Genomic DNA, 14627 nt, shown 5'->3' on the forward strand with positions numbered 1-14627 from the left:
GATCCCACATTACCATGGCCAAGAAAAAGCTTCCCAACCGCGTTACCATTTCCAACGTATTTAAAACCATTATCTGGCCACGGAAAAAGCAGGTTCTTATTGGTCTTGCACTGATCGTAGTGAGCAGATTAGCTGGATTGGTGCTTCCTTGGGCTTCGAAATACCTCATGGATGATGTCATTCCGTCAGCCAACTTTGACTTTTTGAAATGGCTCATTGCAGCGGTAGCCGGAGCAGTCATCATTCAATCGGTAAGCTCCTATGCGCTTACCCAAATCCTGAGTGTGGAAGCACAGCATTTGATTTCCAAACTACGGGCGCAGGTGCAGGCCCATATTATTCGGCTGCCCATCCGATTCTTCGATACGGCAAAAACTGGAGAGCTGGTATCCCGGGTAATGACCGATGTGGAAGGCGTACGCAACCTCGTGGGAACAGGCTTGGCCCAAATGGTAGGTGGCGTGTTGACATCGCTCATTTGTTTGGTTTTGTTGATTGTGATCAGCCCTGCATTGACCTTATTTGTGCTGCTTCCGGTGGGTATTTTCGGGTTGATATCCATGAAGGCATTTGGAAAAATCCGACCTATCTTCCGGGAGCGCGGAAAAATAAACGCCGAAGTAACGGGAAGGCTTACTGAAACACTAGGAGGCATCCGTGTGATCAAAGGCTTCAATGCAGAAAATCAGGAGATTACCACCTTCGAAACAGGGGTAAACCGTCTCTTTCTCAACGTAAAGAGCAGTCTGACCACTACAAGCTTTGTAACAAGCGCAGCCACCCTGCTATTGGGCCTCGCATCGGCTGGAATCATGGGTATTGGCGGATACATGATCATGACCGAAACCCTTACTTTTGGTGACTTCCTCGCATTCACTTTGCTGCTTGGCTTTATGATCGCCCCCATTCTACAGATGAGTAATATAGGGAGCCAACTGACGGAGGCTTTTGCCGGGTTAGACCGAACAGAAGAACTGATGAATCAGCCACTAGAAACGGCAGACAGGAACCGCACCCTCGTGGTGCCGCAACTGAAAGGAGATGTCCAGTTTGAAAACGTCTCATTTGCCTACGATGCGGGCAAACCCGTAATCAACGATGTGAGCTTCCTCGCACCCGCAGGCACAGTGACCGCGTTAGTGGGTAGTTCCGGTTCTGGTAAGACCACCCTATCTGGGTTGGTCGCTTCGTTTCTAAACCCAACGTCAGGCACGATCACCGTAGACGGCTACAACCTTAGACAGCTTAAACTGGACAGTTACCGAAACCAACTCGGTGTGGTATTGCAGGATGATTTTCTGTTTGAAGGGACCATCCGCCAAAACATCCTTTTTCCCCGACCCGATGCAGGAGACGAACGCCTTACCCAAGCGGTAAGAGCTGCTTATGTCAACGAATTTACGGATCGATTTGAAGATGGTCTGGACACCTTAATCGGCGAAAGAGGTGTGAAATTATCCGGTGGACAGCGGCAGCGGATCGCCATCGCTCGGGCCATATTGGCAGATCCCAGAATTCTTATTTTGGATGAAGCCACTAGCAATTTAGATGCAGAAAGCGAGCAGTATATCCAAGCCAGCCTCAAGGAATTGATGAAAGGCAGAACCACCTTTGTCATCGCCCACCGCCTAAGCACCATCCGCCAGGCTGACCAAATCCTCGTCGTGGAAAATGGGCAGATTGTGGAGCGGGGACGACATGCCGAACTTTTGGCACTCGAAGGCAGGTATTACGACCTATATACCTACCAAGCGAAGATTTAACCCGTCTTTGGCTATTGTATCCATCTAATCACTTAACGGGACACCAGCTCTAATTTGCCGGACTGCACTTTTCCCGTTATGGTATGCACACGGCCATTATCCCGATGGATATCGTCGGTGTATCCTTCTTCACCGATGGTTAAATGCCCACTGCCAACGGAGAAATCATAATTGAAGTCCGCAAGGGACGCATTTGTGGTGACCCTCATGTATCCGGATGACACGGACAAGGATGTTTCGGCACCGAGTCCAGCCCGTTCAGCAGTTAGCATCCCCGATGCCAAACTCAACTCACCCAATTCAGTTACCTGATTCAAGGAAGCCTTTCCCGAGCTCATGCTTCCCGCGACTCTCCCGTTGATATCCTGAATGGATACACTGCCACTGGAACCCTTAAACTGCACGTTTCCTTCCACGTCTTCCAACACGGCCAAGCCGGAGGACAAACGGAGATCCACGGCACCACTGATCCCTGATGCTTCCAATTTGCCGGAAGAGCAGGCCAATTTCAATGCATTGCACGTTACGTCCGTCAGTTCCATCTTTCCGGAACTAATGCTAAAATCAAAGATGTCTCCGCGTATGTGGGCAATGTCAAGTACCCCGGAAGATCCCTTTAAATCAAGCTTTATGTCTTTTGGGCCGCTGAGGTGAACGTACCCTTTGGTCCTTCCTGTCCAAAACGAAAATGGACTATCGCTTTCAGGCAGCATCACCTCTAGCCTATCCCCTCGCTTATGGTATACAATGCCCTCCGAAATGGGATCATTGGACTCCAGATACGCCGTTAGGGTCACCTCTTCGACGCCTTCAACGCCCACATAACGAACCTCTAGGGCACCACCTGCTACAGAGATTTCGGCGATACCGTCAAACGTCGCCTCCTCGTCGGTAATCACTTCAAGCTGCCTAAAATTACAGCCAAAAAAAAGTAATCCAGCGAACGAAACTGCAAGATAGGAACCAACCTTATTCATCGCCTTTTTCGTTAATTTTGACATCAAAACCATTCGCCATCAAGGATATCGTTTCGTGGGCAATCTTGATATTGTATTCATAAGCCAGGCTTTTGTAGTTGACCAAATCCACGATTGTTCCAATAAAGCACAGGCCAACTGTCAATAAATACAATATACCCAAACCGATCTGCCCCAAGATAAAACGGTGCAGACCCGCAAACCCAAAAAATCCCAGCAGGGTAAGAATCAAGATCATCTGACTGTCCTTTCTTCGCGCCCTGTACACCTGTGCAAAGAGGTTTGCCTGTTCATCGTCCATATTCTTCAGGATACCTTGAATATACCCCAGTTCCATACCTTCCAATTCTGGAAGGTGCTTTAATACATTAGCCATTGTTTTTTGTTGTTTTAATGTGTTTGAAAATTTCCGCCATCCGAATACCGATCACCAGAAAAGCAAATCCACCCAATGGATGCAAATCCCAGCTACGTTGCCACTCCCCTACCATCAAGTATTTCATAGACCTGCCCAACCCACAACCAGGACACCAGCTAAATCCAAGGTTATGAATCGGGCAAATACTCAGGTGGACCTCCGCTTCCAATGGAATCAACGCCACACCAATGAGCAATGCCGGCCAAATAAAAAGATCATAGGGAATTCGCATGCCTTCGTTTTCAAAAGCTATATACGAATAAAATGCCAAGTCTAAAATACGCGAAAAAACCCCATAAATGGCCTATTTACCTTATTGAGCACCAAAATAGCGGACACATTTTGCCCGTTTTCGGACAATCGTACTAAAACCTCCTGCCTGGCACGGGAATCTGTAAATGCATGGATTTTCCATACTTCTCTTGCATTTGAAGCTCAAAAAACCGGCGGATTCTGGGATAACTGTCCAAATGGCTGGATGAGGTAAAAAAGCCTGTACTCACCAAAAACCCATAAGCTGTAGAGGGTACCAGCTTGGTTTTAGAAAGCGAAAGTACCGCTGCCAATTCTTCTCCCAAAAAATGGGCAATCAACCCTTCCAGAACCTGAATAGGCACTGCGGTCGGCAATGTTGCCTGATAAAATTTCAGCAACTTACTCATAAGTAGGACTCCGGCATCAGCTTTGCGCACATGGCGTTCCCTAATCCGCTTTTCCAGCCAAAAAGCTTCCTTGGCAGTTTCTGGCCAATACCGCACATCAAGTCCGTTTGCCACTCCTATCCACTTCCAGTAATGGAGCAGGGCTTCCATATCCAGTTTGCCTACGGATATTCCTGCCTTGTTAAAACCTCTCAATACAATTAGGCTAAAGGCTAAGTTCGTACCCAATAGGTCTTCTTGATTGATTGGCTGACCCCAGGCCAGATCCCAGTCACTTGCATAGGTGTGGATAAAATATCGGGAAAAGGCATGTATCAGCCGAACCTTTGCCAAAGTCAGGAGACTCTGTCCATTGTCCATGAAAGTGCCCGGCCGAAAAGCTTCCAGAACAAAAAAAAGCGTTTCATCCAACCGTCTTCCCGTATCTTCTAAAATACGCTTGGATCGTACCAGAACCTGGGCACCATCTGCGAAAGCGTAGGTGTAAGGAAGTGAATAAAAGCCCAAAAGGGTAAGGTAAACCGAGGCATGCTTTTCAAAAAAATGCTGCGCGCGCGAAACCATTTCGCCGTCTGCCTTCCAAGTACGCACTTGGTAAAATGCCAGAAAATCGGCCAAATCTTTTGGCATTCCTGAGAGGGATCCGGTGGGCAAATCCTTCCACGTGTTGATTTGAACCGCCCATTCGGGAGCAGCAAGCAGCGCCTTCACAGCCCTATCTGCCAGTGGATCCTGCTTACCCCTGAGTAGCTGAAGTCCTTGTGATGTATATAAATCTAGTTTCCCCACCAGATTTCAACCACTATTTTGTACTTTAGTTCGAAGATTCTAACCCGAAACTCATGTTTCAACGTCTAAGTCATTCCTCACGTACTTACCCAACCCGATATCGGATGCCTTTTTCCTTATCCGTCCAGCAACCTGTTTTGCTATGGCTGATGCTTGTCTTGACAGGTCTTCAATCGTTGGCTGCTCAGGATGCTTTTGATTTGATTCTACTGGATACCAAACCCAGTGCAGCAGGCTTGCAGGTAGTACCCGGAAGTGCCCAGCAGGTTACCAATCGGGATGGCTACGATAACCAACCCTTTTTTATCAACAACCAGCAACTCGTATTTACGTCTAGTGCAAAGAATGGCAGCAGTGATGTTATTCTGTATAACTTCGAAACCAAAAAATTTACCAACATGACACGCACCAACGAAGTTAGCGAGTACTCACCGGCACTTACTGCCTGTGGTACCTATATTTCTGCGGTGCGGGTGGAACAGGACGGAAAGCAACGTCTTTGGCTGTATCCCATAAATTTCGGAGAGCCTGAGCTTCTTTATGACGACATCAGCCCTGTAGGCTACTATGGCTGGGCCGGTGATGTTGCTGCGCTCGCCGTGGTGGGTAATGAAGTGAACAAATTGGTATTTCCCTACGGCAAGGCCGACCTACAACCCATTGCCTTTGACGTGGGCCGATGCATACAGGCCAGGCCCAATCAACGAAGCATCGGTTTCATTGACCACAGCCAGGCCACTTCTACTGCGGAAGGTATTGCCTACACCCTGAAGGCTTATGATCCCAAGACCCGCACGATTGAAAATCTTGGCCCGACTCTACCCGGATCCGAAGATTTTTTGTGGCTGGACAAAAACCGGGTAATCATGGCCAGGGGCAAAGACCTCTATTTTCGACATGTGAGAAAAAAAGAAGACTGGCAGCGCTTTGCGGTGGTTTCTGTCCCCGGGTACGGTAGCATTAGCCGGATGGCATTAAGTCCTCGAAAGGATAAGCTCATCTTAGTCATGGATCGCCTGAAATAATCATTCGGACGCGCGGGTAGGCCCCAACCCAATGTGATCCCATAGATTACCCCTGAAATAGTAGCCAAGACAATAGGTGAATGGATGAACAGGATCCATCCATACCTACTAGGGGTTAGGCAATAGGGTTTTTGCGCGTTTTACCAACTGAAGAGCTAATCCCCATGGGTCTCTAAGCATCACCAATCGGGTTCCATCTGGAAGGGTATCATCGCTTACCAAGGTAGCCCCTACCTGCATTAGACGCTGCGCATCCGACCCCGGATCTCCAGATACAAAAGCCAAATGGAGCTGAAGCGGGTCCAACGAGGGAAAATCCAACACGGCGGCTTTGGGATTTTGATAAATTTCAATCATGATTTTGCCGCTGTCATCTGCCAAAAAAATCATGTAAGGTGACTCCTGCATTTTTTTCACCGCGACAAGACCTAGATGGGATTCATACCAAGCCGACATGGCGATGGGATCGACTACATTGAGTGCTAAATGTTCTATCTTCATTTGCTCATAATTTTCACCAACGAATATACACTTCACTTCCCGAATGTCCAACCGGAGGAGGTATTATGCGAAACTATGAATATCTCACAGTGCAAGCTGGCTACAAATCGCCCTCTTTGGCTTCACGTTCCTGCTTAGCTTGACGTCGAAAATACCGACGAAACAAGAAATTCTCCTTCAAGGCCTCCATATTTAGGTTGAAGTTTTCCGTGCTCTTTTCGATATTCAAGAGGGTATTGGCAAGGCTTTCTCTCGCGATGCTATCCGTGAGTAGCATCCCCGCAGGACCCTCGCCGGAATCGACCCGTTGCATAACTTGATTGATGGCCTCCACGAGGGCTACTACCTGTTGGCTGCCTTCCTGCAAGTTTTCCAGCGTATGTTCCACGTTAGCTACCATGACCGTGTCTGTAAAAAACCGCGTGACCAAGCCATCTCCTGCTTCCAGGTTTTCGATAAGGGATCTTCCCGCACGGGCCATTTCTCGAGATTGACGGCCTACATCACGTATGGAGGCCACGGCCTCTTTAAGGTCTGAGGTAATGGCGGAATCCGCCAACAATTCCCACAATCCGTTACTCCCTGCCAAACGATCGCTTATTGCTGCGAGGTTCAAAAGGGTATGGTTCAGGTAGTCGCTGCTTTTATCCAGCTTTTCAATCAGCTTATCCATATCCGTTCCAGGCCGTGCATACAAGGTGTCCCCTTCTTCGATAAATCCCGCTTCACCGGGAAGGGGTATAATCAGCAAGAGCTTATTCCCCATCAATCCATCGGTGGATATGCTGGTATAGGCATTCTTTTGGATGAAAGGTTTCATCTTACGCTGTATGTAAGCTGTCACAAGGATATTACCTTGTTCAGACATCTCCACGGATTTTACCGTACCCACATTCATCCCCTTATATCGCACATTGTTTCCCGGCATCAATCCAGAAACATCCTCGACTACCGAAACCACCTGTATGGAAGCCCCAAAAATATTTTGGTTTTTACCGATCATATAGAGAGTCAATACCAGAAACAATAGCCCCCCTGTCACCAAGGCGCCGAGTTTAGTGTTTGATAATTTATAATTTGTGCTCATGACTATTCAAAGAATGTTCGGATTTTCGGATCATCAGACCGCGTTAAGTTTTCATAGGTTCCCTCTGCATAACACCTGCCCTCCAGCAGCATAACCACCCTGTTGGCAGTATGGCGTATACAACTCAAATCGTGGGAGATAATGATAGATGCCGTCTGATATTTATGCTGTACCTTTACAATCAACTCACTAATCTCCCGGGACGTAATGGGGTCAAGCCCGGTGGTCGGCTCGTCATATAGAATCACTTTGGGACGAAGTATCAACGTGCGGGCCAATGCAACCCGCTTCTTCATCCCTCCTGACAATTCAGAAGGCATCATATGTAGGGTATGTGCTAGGCCAACATCCTCCAAAGCCTCCATTACCGCCTGCTCTGCGTATTCATCACGCCTTTTACGGGTCCAATGCCTTCGAAGCGGAAACAACAGGTTTTGCCGCACCGTCATGGAATCGTAGAGGGCATTGCTCTGAAAGAGAAAACCCACATCTGCACGTAGGTGATCCAATTCATCTTGATCCAGTAAGCTGATATCCTGTCCCAGTACCACAATTTGTCCCTTGTCAGGACGAATCAAGTTGATGATGCACTTGATCAGCACTGACTTGCCCGAACCTGACTTTCCCAGTACCACCAGATTTTCACCCTCATACAGCCTTAGGTTGAAATTCTTCAATACGTGGTTGTCTCCAAAGGATTTATATAAGTCGGAAACTTCGATGACTACTTCTCCTCCCATCTCTGCTCAAGTTAGCCCCAGTAAATCGGTAATTTGCACCGCAATTAAATCGACGATAAACACCAGCAGAGAAGCCACAATCACCGCCGTGGTAGCAGATCGCCCTACCCCTTCCGTTCCACGCTTGGAATGATAGCCCTTATAGCACCCCACAATCCCAATAACAAATCCAAAGAAGAAAGTCTTCACCAAGGAAGGCAGCACATCGCCAAAGCTTAGGGCATTGAATACTTGTGTCCAATACAGATCCCAACTTACCTGCCCTCGGATATTCACCCCAAGATAGCCCCCGTATAGCGAAATGGCATTTGCGACACTAGATAGAACAGGCACCATCAAGGTCGCCGCCATCACCCGGGTAACCACCAAGTACTTAAAGGGATTGGTACCGGAAACCTCCATGGCATCAATTTGTTCCGTCACCCGCATCGAACCTAGTTCTGCGCCGATTCCGGAACCAATTTTTCCCGCGCAGATCAATGCAGTGATCACGGGGGCAATTTCCCGTATAAGTGAAACGGACACCATTGCAGGCAGCATGGCCTCAGCTCCAAATTCTACCAAGGTCGGACGGGACTGTATCGTTAATACCAACCCCATGATAAATGCGGTGATACCCACTAACGTGAGCGACTTGTAACCGATCCAAAAACACTGATTGATAAACTCGATGTATTCCTGCTTCGGCTTGAAGAGTTCACGAAAGAACCGTCCGGTAAACCGGGCGATTTCGCCTACCTCCTTTAAAAAGCTGGACTCTTGCATCTCCATTTTTCCGCTATTTATTGTCCCTTGTTATCCTCAGACCAAAACCCGCTTGGTCAGTCCTTTCGGATACTGAGTTTATGATTGAATCCTTGGCTAATTTCCAAAGCTTCCCAAATGGGTTTGCTTGACTTATTGCCTAACTGACGAATATCGCTATTTCTCCCATACAGAACCTTGCCGATTATCCTTAAAAAACATGATAAAAATCAGTTTTTTTTTAAAACCAGGCACGCATTTTACGTGATTTTGAGGAAATCAACACCCCTTGGCACTGCTAGACAATCAGATTGATTCCATTTAGAATAGCTACTTGGCAAAGTTACCTGTATAAGCATCGTTTAAACCAACGATAATCTATATTATCGTTGGTTTAAACGATATTTGGAAAAATCATATTATTTAACGATATCGACCTTATGATAGCAGTCATAAAAGGAGATATTATCGCTTCACGACACCTGAAAGACCAAGAGAAGTGGTTATCACCACTCGAGCAACTATTGGAAAGCTGGGGGTTCAAAGTCCTTGGCCCCACTTCGATGAGGAAATAAACCTGTATTTGAAGCTGGCAGGAAATTTAATGGACAAATTGTCGGTTTCCTCCGCAGAATTAATGGAAATCGTACTTCGTTCCCCTAATGTTAACCAAATAGCGATTGGAAAGCAACTGGGGATAAAGCAGAATTCCGTGAGTGGTCGATGGAGTAGGTCGTATGCACAAGACTTGCTCGACGTAGAACAGATGTTCCGGAAAAAGTTAACCATGCTGACACGATGATCCTTCTCATCAAGCTTATTTTGGCCCAACTGATCGGTGATTTTATGGATCACCATGTCAGAAGAGCCAGCCGATCTAACCGAATGGGTTGAATGGATTAACCGACCCACGTTTTGGATTTATACTACTGCACTCCTATTTCTAACCAGCGTGAGTGGCATTATGATCCAAGTAGCACTTTCTAACTGGTCTAGAGCGCTGGATGACCCAAACGAGGAATCCCTGAGAAACGCCGAAAAATACATAGGCATATTGGAACGGCTATTTGTCTTTGCTTTTGTAACCACCGGAAACTGGCAGGCAATCGGCTTTTTGTTGGCTGCCAAGTCTGTCTTTCGCTTCGGTGATTTAAGGGAATCCAAAGACCGAAAATTAACCGAATACATGTTGATAGGGACGCTTTTAAGCTTTGGCGTTGCCTTGGCAATGGGATTGATTGTATTGACGTTGGTTGACCTACAAAAACATACCTAGGCTTACTTTTCCAGCTTATAGTGCAACAGCGGCTTCTCTCCCATCAAGTGCTCGATGAAATAGTCCCAGCGCCTTTTAGTGAAATAATCACCATCCGTTCGACCAAAACTGTGGTTTCGGCTTGGCCAAATAAAGAGATCGAAATCTTTGCCCGCTGCGATCAATGCCTCGATAAACTTGTAGGTTCCTGAAGGATTTACGTTTTCATCCATCCCGCCATGTGCCAGGAGAAGCTTTCCCTTTAGTTTAGATGCATGGGTAATATTGGATTGTTCCTCGTAAAAATCACCTATTGGATACCCCATATACATCTCAGGCCACCATGCTTTTTCCATCCGTTGGTCGTGGTTACCGGCCGACGATACGCCGACTTTGTAGAAATCGGGATGAAGTAGCATGGCCCTTGCGGCATCGTAACCGCCCGCAGAATGGCCAAATATGCCCACACGGTCTAAATCAATGAAACCATAGCGGGAGGCAAGTTGTCGGATCGCCATAACGTGGTCCGTAGTACCATCTCCCAAATTCCGGTAGGAGACATCCTGAAAAGCCTTTGAACGACCGGAGGTCCCCAACCCATCCACCGTAACCACTAAAAAGCCCAATTCAGCCATCGGCTGTTGTAACCCCAATAAAGCAGCCTTGTACGTCTTTGGTGTGACCGCGGTATGAGGTCCGGTATAGGTATAATCTATCACCGGATAGCGTTTCCTTGGATCGAAATCAGTTGGAAGGTGGTAAACTCCATGTATCTCGGTTTTTCCATCCTTGGCAGTGGCAGAAAACATCCTCGGAGCTTGATACCCTCGCTGCTTGAGATTGGAATCATCCGCCTCAGAGATGTTCATCAACAGCTCACCATCCTCCAACGAGCGCAATACTGATCGGGTGGGTTGACTAACTGTCGAAAAATTATCGACAAAGTACCTCTTGTCTGCCGACAAACTTATCTGATGGTAAGCGTCTTCGGGGGTAAGTAGTGCCATACCCGTACCATCCCATTTCACCCTATACAAGTGCGGATAATAGACGTTTCTGCCTGCCTCTCTACCGGAAGCCATAAAATAAATAAGTTCTCGCTCCTCATCCACATATACCAAATCGGTTATTGGGTACTCTCCCTTGGTAACGGCACCCAATGCTTTGCCGCTTGCCCAATCATGGAGGTACAAATGTCTCCAACCACTTTGCTGTGATGCCAGCAAAAATTTATCCTTCCCAACTCTGCGGAAAAAGTTTTCATAGTCGATATGGGTATCAGATTCCTCCTGGTAAATTTCTCGGGTTTCTCCCGTAGCTGCATCTACCTCTATTACCTCCAAAGACTTGAATCCCCGAGGGTAATAAACACCATAGAGGTGTTTGCCATCTGCTGTCCAACGCAATCCTTTGGGCATAAAGTGCGCCGTTTTCAGGTGATTTAGGAGGATGCCTGTGCCCGTTTCAATATCAAAAATCACTGGAATCTCGTGAACCACGGTGGTATCCCCCGGTGAACCTCGGTAATAGCCGTACAGTTCCGGACGAAATCTTTCTGGCTTACTGTAATCCAGCAAATACATTTTCTCTGCCAATCGTAAATCCTGAATCCCTGTCAATATTTTTTTTGAGTCTGGAGACCAAACCACGTGAAAATTAGAAGGCCGTTCCTCCCCTTCTCCCTGCATCAGGTCACCCCATCCGTATCGGTTTGCATATTCGAAACCTTTGCGTCCGTTGGTGCTAAGCTGCCGCTCTTGCCCCGTATGAAGGTTTCTGACATGCAGATTGTGTCCCTTTCGGAAGGCCTCCCACTGCCCGTCCGGTGACGTGCTTCGTTCGCTGTCCTTACTCGAAACCATACTTTCCTTGGATTCGAGGGAATTCTGTATGGGATGAAATATCCAAGATCGCCCGTTCCAGGAAAAAGTAATTCCACCATCCTTCTCGATTCGTATACGGGAGAAGGGCAATGCTTCCGGATCTACCGCGACCGTACTTTTCTCTTGCATGGTGGCTGCGAGGGTCACGTGATCGAAGGCTTCCTCGGTGATCCTAGAGGAAATGTCGGTAACAAAAAAGCGCTTTCCTTCACGGGTGTTGGTGACATGCCAAAAACCAGTGGAATCCGGTAGCCAGTTGGGGATAACCTCTAGATGGTACACCTCCTGCTGCATATTGCCGCTGAGAAAATACGCCGCTTTTCGATAGGTATCTTCTGTCACCTGCGCAAAAGAACGGTTGCTTTGAAGTGACAAGGAAATCAAAAGGGCACTTAAGAATCGGAAATAAGTCATCATACGGAGAATGGGAGAATTAAACTAAGCGGCAGGTCTCATTCTTCAAAATTACGGCAAAACAGAAAAAGAAAAAGGGCTCCTACCAAACCTTCCGGCCCCGAGAAGCCCAATGAACATTACGCGACCACATTCGTCAGCGTACCGATGCCTTCTATCGTAATGCTGATTTCATCTCCACTTGCGAGGGTAAAACTACTATCTGGAACTATGCCTGTTCCTGTCATTAGCAATGCGCCATGCGGAAAAGCATATTCCAAAAAGAGGTACCGAACCAAGTCCTCGAACTTCCTTTTGATCTGAGAAATGGCGATTGTATCTTCAAAGGCTACCTTCCCCTCCCTTCTTATGGATAGACTGATTTGCGTATTTGGAGACAGCGGGCTTTCTGTTACTAAAATACAAGGGCCCACCGCGGCTGATCCATCGTAAATTTTGGCCTGTGGGAGATACAGGGGGTTTTCACCTTCTATGCTTCGTGAGCTCATATCATTCCCAACAGTGTATCCCACGATCTTTCCTGAAGAAGTAACTACCAGCGTAAGTTCCGGCTCAGGCACATCCCAAGTGGAGTCCTTTCTGATACGAACCTTATCACCGTGCCCCACTGCCCGGTGACCCGAAGCTTTCATAAATAATTCAGGCCTTTCGGCGTGGTATACCAGCTCGTAAAAAGTAGCCCCACCGCTGTCTTTGCTTTCTTCCTGACGCCCCAATTTACTCCGAAAATAAGTCACCCCACTGGCCCAGATTTCCTGGTTTTGAACGGGAGGCAACAAACCCTGTTGGACGGATTTTTCAGCATCTACAGAGGGTTCCATTTCCGCCAGTAGCTTATTCAGCTTATCGAAGAGCGTATCGTCATTGACGAATACATCCCAGTCTTCTTGGGGAAGTGCATAGAACTTTGCCGCCTTCTCCGCGATGATACCATTTTTTGTTCGGTAGAGTTTCATAGGTTTGGGTTATGGTGTATTATGAGATAAAGATAGATAGCAACAGAACAATCAGAAAACCGCTAAGAGAGATGATGGTTTCCATCACTGTCCAAGTTTGTAAGGTTTGTTTCTCAGAAATATCGAGGTATTTCTTGACGAGCCAAAAACCGCTGTCGTTTACATGGGATAGTATGCAGGATCCAGCAGCAATGGCAATCCCTATTAGAGCTTTCATCGGTTCTGAATACTCCAAGCCCATGATGACCGGAGCAATCATCCCTGCGGCCGTGACCATCGCTACCGTAGCCGATCCCTGAATCACCCGAATCACGACGGCAATCACATAGGCCATTACGATTGGGGCTACATTGTACTCGATAAATACCTGTGCAAGTGCTTCCCCGGCACCACTCTCCACTAAAATTTGCTTAAACATGCCACCGGCTCCGGTGATCACGATGATCAAACCTGCCGGTGCCAAGGCCTTATCAGAAAATTCCAGCAACTGTTTGGCTTTGAATCCTTTTTTAAAACCCAAAAAATAGGATGCTATCAGGGTAGCTACAGTAAGTGCCATAAACGGGTGGCCGATAAACTGAGCCATGCCCACCAGAAAATGATCTCCATCCAAATAGCCCAGCCCTACAAACATGCCACTAGTGGTGGCCAGCAGGATAAGCAATAGCGGCAGCGTAATCACGAACGCAATCATGTAAAAATCACTCTTTCGGGGCGTTTCTGTATCTGCTTTGAATTCAATGTGAGATGGAACCGGGACAAAAATTTCTTTGGAAATGTACCGGCCGAAAATGGGTCCGGCGATAATGGAACATGGCAAGCCGATGACCGCACCGAAAATGATCATCCAACCCAGATTGGCATTGATAATCTCAGCTACCGCTACCGGGCCGGGAGTAGGCGGAATAAAGGCATGGGTAACAGCCATCCCCGCGAGCAAAGGAATGGCGTAATGTAACATGGAAAGCCCTGATTTCTTGGTTAGGGCATAAATCAGTGGTATTAAGATGATAAAACCCACGTCCAAAAACACCGGTATAGACACGATAAATCCTGTCAGCATGAGTGCCCATGTTGTCCTTTTTTCGCCAAACCCTTTGATGATAAAGTGAGCCAAGGTTTGCGCCCCACCTGACACCTCTAACAATTTGCCCAAAATCGCACCCAGACCTACCACGATGGTAATGAAGCCCAAAATATCACCCATCCCTTTTTGAAGGTTGGCGATGAGATCCATAAAGGGCATCCCGGAAGCCAACCCCACAAAGGTACTGGCCAGTAAGAGCGATATGAAAGCATGTACTTTTAGCTTCATCACCAATACCAATAACAATAATATCGACAGGGTGGTGATGATAAAAAGATAGATTGTTTGATCCATGGGTATTTTTGGGTTTCTCAGATTGCCGATCG

At 47.2% G+C, this 14627-nt stretch carries 15 protein-coding genes; 4 read left to right on the top strand and 11 right to left on the bottom strand.

The window, feature by feature from the left end:
• The first annotated feature begins 14 nt into the window (after nt 1–14).
• Nucleotides 15–1763, top strand: coding sequence for an ABC transporter ATP-binding protein (locus tag IAQ59_RS01300; protein WP_209328951.1), 1749 nt, complete (start codon nt 15–17; stop codon nt 1761–1763).
• 32 nt (nt 1764–1795) lie between these two features.
• On the opposite strand, the gene IAQ59_RS01305 is transcribed toward IAQ59_RS01300, so the two are convergent.
• The 4 genes from IAQ59_RS01305 to IAQ59_RS01320 form a co-directional block, all read right to left on the bottom strand.
• Entirely contained in the window at nt 1796–2740 is a 945-nt protein-coding gene (locus IAQ59_RS01305) for a DUF4097 family beta strand repeat-containing protein (protein ID WP_209328952.1), read from the bottom strand.
• Nucleotides 2733–3116 carry a TM2 domain-containing protein gene (locus IAQ59_RS01310; protein ID WP_209328953.1) on the bottom strand — a complete coding sequence of 128 codons (384 nt, stop codon included), beginning with the start codon at nt 3114–3116 and terminating at the stop codon, nt 2733–2735. The genes IAQ59_RS01305 and IAQ59_RS01310 overlap by 8 nt, the downstream gene beginning before the upstream one ends.
• Nucleotides 3109–3390, bottom strand: a complete 282-nt coding sequence (locus IAQ59_RS01315) for a DUF2752 domain-containing protein (RefSeq protein ID WP_245189350.1) — start codon at nt 3388–3390, stop codon at nt 3109–3111. Before IAQ59_RS01315 ends, IAQ59_RS01310 begins: the two co-directional genes overlap by 8 nt.
• A 133-nt stretch (nt 3391–3523) precedes the next feature.
• Nucleotides 3524–4609 (bottom strand): oxygenase MpaB family protein, encoded by a 1086-nt coding sequence (locus IAQ59_RS01320; protein ID WP_209328955.1) that lies wholly within the window; start codon nt 4607–4609, stop codon nt 3524–3526.
• A 104-nt stretch (nt 4610–4713) separates the two neighbouring features.
• On the opposite strand from IAQ59_RS01320, the gene IAQ59_RS01325 reads away from it, so the two are divergent.
• A complete protein-coding gene (locus IAQ59_RS01325; protein ID WP_245189351.1) occupies nt 4714–5634 on the top strand; it encodes a TolB family protein in 921 nt (306 codons plus the stop codon).
• Nucleotides 5635–5742: 108 nt separating this feature from the next.
• Here the strand turns inward: IAQ59_RS01325 and IAQ59_RS01330 are convergent, their stop codons facing one another.
• The 4 genes from IAQ59_RS01330 to IAQ59_RS01345 form a co-directional block, all read right to left on the bottom strand.
• Nucleotides 5743–6135: a VOC family protein gene (locus tag IAQ59_RS01330; protein WP_209328956.1), complete on the bottom strand. Its 393-nt coding sequence runs from the start codon at nt 6133–6135 to the stop codon at nt 5743–5745.
• Between the two features lie 100 nt (nt 6136–6235).
• The gene (locus IAQ59_RS01335; protein ID WP_209328957.1) at nt 6236–7222 is read right to left on the bottom strand and encodes an MlaD family protein; all 987 of its coding nucleotides are present in this window, start codon (nt 7220–7222) and stop codon (nt 6236–6238) included.
• A gap of 2 nt (nt 7223–7224) precedes the next feature.
• Nucleotides 7225–7962, bottom strand: coding sequence for an ABC transporter ATP-binding protein (locus IAQ59_RS01340; protein WP_209328958.1), 738 nt, complete (start codon nt 7960–7962; stop codon nt 7225–7227).
• A 6-nt stretch (nt 7963–7968) separates the two neighbouring features.
• A complete protein-coding gene (locus IAQ59_RS01345) occupies nt 7969–8733 on the bottom strand; it encodes an MlaE family ABC transporter permease (protein ID WP_425342590.1) in 765 nt (254 codons plus the stop codon).
• Between the two features lie 472 nt (nt 8734–9205).
• Here IAQ59_RS01345 and IAQ59_RS01350 point away from each other — a divergent pair, with 472 nt between their 5' ends.
• Together IAQ59_RS01350 and IAQ59_RS01355 are read left to right on the top strand one after the other, a co-directional pair.
• Complete coding sequence (locus IAQ59_RS01350; RefSeq protein WP_245189352.1) at nt 9206–9508, top strand: hypothetical protein; 303 nt, start codon at nt 9206–9208, stop codon at nt 9506–9508.
• 54 nt (nt 9509–9562) lie between these two features.
• On the top strand, nt 9563–9982 hold the full coding sequence (locus tag IAQ59_RS01355; protein ID WP_209328959.1) for a hypothetical protein: 420 nt from the start codon (nt 9563–9565) through the stop codon (nt 9980–9982).
• Between the two features lie 2 nt (nt 9983–9984).
• On the opposite strand, the gene IAQ59_RS01360 is transcribed toward IAQ59_RS01355, so the two are convergent.
• The 3 genes from IAQ59_RS01360 to IAQ59_RS01370 form a co-directional block, all read right to left on the bottom strand.
• Nucleotides 9985–12261, bottom strand: coding sequence for a S9 family peptidase (locus tag IAQ59_RS01360; RefSeq protein WP_209328960.1), 2277 nt, complete (start codon nt 12259–12261; stop codon nt 9985–9987).
• Nucleotides 12262–12377: 116 nt separating this feature from the next.
• On the bottom strand, nt 12378–13214 hold the full coding sequence (locus IAQ59_RS01365; protein WP_209328961.1) for a fumarylacetoacetate hydrolase family protein: 837 nt from the start codon (nt 13212–13214) through the stop codon (nt 12378–12380).
• A gap of 19 nt (nt 13215–13233) precedes the next feature.
• Entirely contained in the window at nt 13234–14595 is a 1362-nt protein-coding gene (locus IAQ59_RS01370) for a GntP family permease (RefSeq protein ID WP_209328962.1), read from the bottom strand.
• Nucleotides 14596–14627: the final 32 nt, after the last annotated feature.

Origin of the sequence: Lunatimonas salinarum, from assembly GCF_017811155.1 — a bacterium.
GTDB lineage: Bacteria > Bacteroidota > Bacteroidia > Cytophagales > Cyclobacteriaceae > Lunatimonas > Lunatimonas salinarum.

Bases quoted from the DNA above. Each gene is read 5' to 3' on its own strand.
- IAQ59_RS01300 (WP_209328951.1), top strand. From the start codon at position 15: ATGGCCAAGAAAAAGCTTCCCAACCGCGTTACCATTTCCAACGTATTT.
- IAQ59_RS01305 (WP_209328952.1), bottom strand. From the start codon at position 2,740: ATGAATAAGGTTGGTTCCTATCTTGCAGTTTCGTTCGCTGGATTACTT.
- IAQ59_RS01310 (WP_209328953.1), bottom strand. From the start codon at position 3,116: ATGGCTAATGTATTAAAGCACCTTCCAGAATTGGAAGGTATGGAACTG.
- IAQ59_RS01315 (WP_245189350.1), bottom strand. From the start codon at position 3,390: ATGCGAATTCCCTATGATCTTTTTATTTGGCCGGCATTGCTCATTGGT.
- IAQ59_RS01325 (WP_245189351.1), top strand. From the start codon at position 4,714: ATGCCTTTTTCCTTATCCGTCCAGCAACCTGTTTTGCTATGGCTGATG.
- IAQ59_RS01330 (WP_209328956.1), bottom strand. From the start codon at position 6,135: ATGAAGATAGAACATTTAGCACTCAATGTAGTCGATCCCATCGCCATG.
- IAQ59_RS01335 (WP_209328957.1), bottom strand. From the start codon at position 7,222: ATGAGCACAAATTATAAATTATCAAACACTAAACTCGGCGCCTTGGTG.
- IAQ59_RS01340 (WP_209328958.1), bottom strand. From the start codon at position 7,962: ATGGGAGGAGAAGTAGTCATCGAAGTTTCCGACTTATATAAATCCTTT.
- IAQ59_RS01345 (WP_425342590.1), bottom strand. From the start codon at position 8,733: ATGGAGATGCAAGAGTCCAGCTTTTTAAAGGAGGTAGGCGAAATCGCC.
- IAQ59_RS01355 (WP_209328959.1), top strand. From the start codon at position 9,563: ATGTCAGAAGAGCCAGCCGATCTAACCGAATGGGTTGAATGGATTAAC.
- IAQ59_RS01360 (WP_209328960.1), bottom strand. From the start codon at position 12,261: ATGATGACTTATTTCCGATTCTTAAGTGCCCTTTTGATTTCCTTGTCA.
- IAQ59_RS01365 (WP_209328961.1), bottom strand. From the start codon at position 13,214: ATGAAACTCTACCGAACAAAAAATGGTATCATCGCGGAGAAGGCGGCA.
- IAQ59_RS01370 (WP_209328962.1), bottom strand. From the start codon at position 14,595: ATGGATCAAACAATCTATCTTTTTATCATCACCACCCTGTCGATATTA.